Source organism: Flavobacterium caeni, from assembly GCF_900101895.1.
GTDB classification, from domain to species: domain Bacteria; phylum Bacteroidota; class Bacteroidia; order Flavobacteriales; family Flavobacteriaceae; genus Flavobacterium; species Flavobacterium caeni.
Genome location: NZ_FMVF01000048.1, coordinates 1 through 3,221, shown reverse-complemented (window position 1 = coordinate 3,221; position 3,221 = coordinate 1). Strand labels below are relative to the sequence as shown.

The following is a 3,221-nucleotide window of genomic DNA, read 5'->3' as shown; positions in this document are numbered from 1 at the left end:
GACAAAGATTGGCTGACGAAGTTGATTCCACGAACGATTTTCCGGGTTTCCTCGGCGCTGTCATGTAACGTTAGGCCGCTTCACGACGTTGCCGACCAAGCGAACTGAGTTCTCTCTGCCAAGATAAAACATTCTTCGTGAAAACGAACGTTCAACTTACCGAAATCTCGGCAATGTCGATGAAACGGCGGTTGTGCGATGCCCATTACGCTCATTTGTAGATAATACGATTTCTAAGTTTCCTATAAGATATTAATATTATTACTGAGATTATAAAAGAATAAATAGTTGGATAAATTAACGTCCTTGGAGAATTTATTTTAGATAGACCGACAGCGAGAAAGGATATAAAAACAAGTGCAATAGCGATTAAAGTTATAGTTAATATTTTCATTTCAAATTTTTTGATTACTACAGCTAAAATTATCATCGCTGGGATAGAAAAGAGTAATCCAAAGGCAAAAAATATCAAAACTACAGACCAGTATAAATTTAGTGAATCATTATTTTTAGAAAAAAACATACCGATCGGTTTGAAAAATATTGCACCAACAAAGCTCGTTAAAACCCATATTTTTAATATGAATTTTAGTATAGCCAGATTTAAATTATTTTTTGGCTTCAAAGTATTCATGGGTCACTTTTTAAATTATTTTAAGCTATAAACGCTTTTTACGATTTGGATGATCAAGTTCCTGTAACGTTTTGTGTAGCTCTTGGGTTTCGCACAACGTTTCGCGCAGTTACGCAGGAGCGGAAAAGCGGACTGAGTACTCTCTGCCAAGATAAGACTTTCTTCGTGGAAAACGAACGTCCAACCCATGAAAAACCAGCTCTTGCTTAACTGCGCTGTTGTAGGCAGTTTTAATATTGTTCTTTTCTTTGTGAATAAGTTTATTTTCTTATATAAATCGTTGAAATTATTCTTTAATATCTTTCCGAAATGGAAAATTTTACTTTAATAGACCTTTTTGCGGGAGCTGGAGGACTATCTGAAGGTCTTCAATCTGTTGGCTTTCATTCTTTATACGCAAATGAGATAAAAGATATTTATGCCCAGACTTATGCATTGAATCATCCCGAAACAGTAGTTGATTCAAGAGATATTCGCTTGGTAGATGCGACAGAAGTAAGATTAAAATTGGGAATTGAAAAAGGTGAATTGTCTCTACTTGCAGGTGGGCCGCCATGTCAAGGATTTTCGATTAACGCTCCTAAAAGAGATTCTACAGATGCTAGAAATCATTTATTTCGAGAGTTTATTCGATTCGTTGATGAATTTGAACCGAAAGCGGTATTGATTGAGAATGTTCCAGGACTTGTTTCCTACGAGGGAGGCGCGACATTACATGCAATCCTTTTGGAACTCGAAAATCATGGATATAATGCTGATGTGAGAATTCTATATGCCCCTCATTTTGGAGTTCCTCAAACCCGTTGGCGTACAATTATAATTGGTATGCGGGAAACTGATGATGTTTCTAAAGCTTTCCCTTTCCCAATACATGAAGCACCACTAAGAGTTAATTTTACTTCACGATTTAATGGACGTAATATAGTTTCACTTCCGACCGAGATTAAACTTTCAAAATTTATAAGCGTTAAAGACGCAATTGATGACTTACCAATTCTCAAAAGTGGTGAATTAGGAGAAGAAATCAAACCATACAGGTTTGAAAGTCAGAACGATTTCCAGCGACTAATGAGAATTGGCTCTAAAGGCGCTATAAATCATGAAGCTGCCAAATTATCTAATATTAATTTGGATAGGTTATCACATATACCTGTTGGAGGTAATTGGACAAATATACCTGATGATTTGCTTCCAAAGGGAATGCAAAAAGCTAGGCGTTCAGACCATACTAAAAGATATGGTCGTGTTGACCCAAATGGTTTGGCTTCTACAATATTAACGAAATGTGATCCTCACTGGGGCGCATATTTTCATTACGAACAGCAAAGAACTTTTACGGTGCGTGAGGCGGCTAGAATACAAACTTTCCGGGATACTTTTAAATTTGTTGGTGCTAGAGTTGAGCAGTATGAACAAGTTGGGAATGCAGTTCCTCCATTTTTGGCAGCCGCCATTGGCCGGTCAATTATTTCAGCACTTTCATTTACAAGTAAAACCGAAGAATTTGCAAATGTAATTTAATGGCATCAACGATTTACGAATTTTTCGGATACCGGCCTGAAGACGGTTCTTTGCAAGCGAATGAGGCTGCGGCTGTATACAATTGTCCAATTCTTAAAAGCACTTGCGAAAAAAGACTGAGTGATGGCAAAATAGCTGGAGTTTGTTCACTAAAACCAATTAAGAGCGGTCCTGTGATATGTTGCCCAATTCGGCTTTATGCGGATGATTATAAAATATTAACGGACGTTGTAAGTCAGGCATTCGGAGAAGATTTCCCTTTATTACCCGGACGAGAGGCTCTTGCAAAAGTAAAAGCAACGGGAAAGCCCTCTATAGCTGTTTTTGGAAAAAAGTGGGGTGGAGAACTACGCTTACCCAAAAGATCGGGTTCTGGAGGATATTTTGTAGATTGGGTTTTAGCGAAGTTGAATGGAAGTGGTGAACTAGAAGAATTTGTAGCAGTAGAAGTCCAAACTATTGATACAACTGGAAATTATAGAAATGGAATTAATGCATTAGAGAATAATAGATTGCAAGAAAAGACAACAGCAGGTCTTAATTGGGAAAATGTATCTAAACGAATTCTTCCACAGCTAATTTACAAAGGTCAATTATTACAGAGAGAAGAATTTTGTAAAAAAGGTCTTTTCTTTGTTTGTCCTGAGCCTGTCTATACAAGAATCATGGAACGTCTAGGTGGCGAAAGTGGTTTAGTAAAATATGCATTACAACCCGCGTCAATAAGTTTTTTAGCTTATAATTTTGATTTTTCGACAAGTACTGAACATGGTCAACTGATTCCCTTAAAATTATCAGGAGTGCATTCAACAACAGTTTACAAAGTTCAAGAGGCTTTTAACAATGTATCGTTAGAAGCTGAAAGTGTTTATAAAGATGCTATAATTAAAGCATTATATTCCTGATTGAAATCCCGATTGTCGATAAAATTGCCTACAACGTTAGGCCGCTTCACGCCGTTGCGGATCAACGCGGACTGAGTTCTCTCTGCCGAAGATAATGTTTCTTCGTGAAACCACAACTTCCGGCTACCGAAAACCCCGCAATGGCTTGAAACGGCGGTTAT

Annotated in this window: 4 protein-coding genes; 2 read left to right on the top strand and 2 right to left on the bottom strand. The window is 37.5% G+C overall.

Translation table 11 applies throughout. From position 1 onward, the window contains the following. Positions 1-211: 211 nt before the first annotated feature. Positions 212-634, bottom strand: coding sequence for a hypothetical protein (locus BLP55_RS16900; protein ID WP_139149800.1), 423 nt, complete (start codon positions 632-634; stop codon positions 212-214). A 309-nt stretch (positions 635-943) separates the two neighbouring features. Between BLP55_RS16900 and BLP55_RS16345 the strand changes: the two genes are divergently transcribed. Next, positions 944-2,155 carry a DNA cytosine methyltransferase gene (locus BLP55_RS16345; protein WP_091147387.1) on the top strand — a complete coding sequence of 404 codons (1,212 nt, stop codon included), beginning with the start codon at positions 944-946 and terminating at the stop codon, positions 2,153-2,155. After that, positions 2,155-3,060 (top strand): NotI family restriction endonuclease, encoded by a 906-nt coding sequence (locus BLP55_RS16340; protein WP_091147384.1) that lies wholly within the window; start codon positions 2,155-2,157, stop codon positions 3,058-3,060. The genes BLP55_RS16345 and BLP55_RS16340 overlap by 1 nt, the downstream gene beginning before the upstream one ends. Here the strand turns inward: BLP55_RS16340 and BLP55_RS17230 are convergent. Next, a partial coding sequence (locus BLP55_RS17230; protein ID WP_211516851.1) for a hypothetical protein occupies positions 3,024-3,221 on the bottom strand: 198 nt, incomplete at its 5' end. The genes BLP55_RS16340 and BLP55_RS17230 overlap by 37 nt on opposite strands.

What these genes read in the sequence shown, in the direction of transcription:
- BLP55_RS16340 (WP_091147384.1), top strand. Translation starts at nt 2,155, where the DNA reads ATGGCATCAACGATTTACGAATTTTTCGGATACCGGCCTGAAGACGGT.
- BLP55_RS16900 (WP_139149800.1), bottom strand. Translation starts at nt 634, where the DNA reads ATGAATACTTTGAAGCCAAAAAATAATTTAAATCTGGCTATACTAAAA.
- BLP55_RS16345 (WP_091147387.1), top strand. Translation starts at nt 944, where the DNA reads ATGGAAAATTTTACTTTAATAGACCTTTTTGCGGGAGCTGGAGGACTA.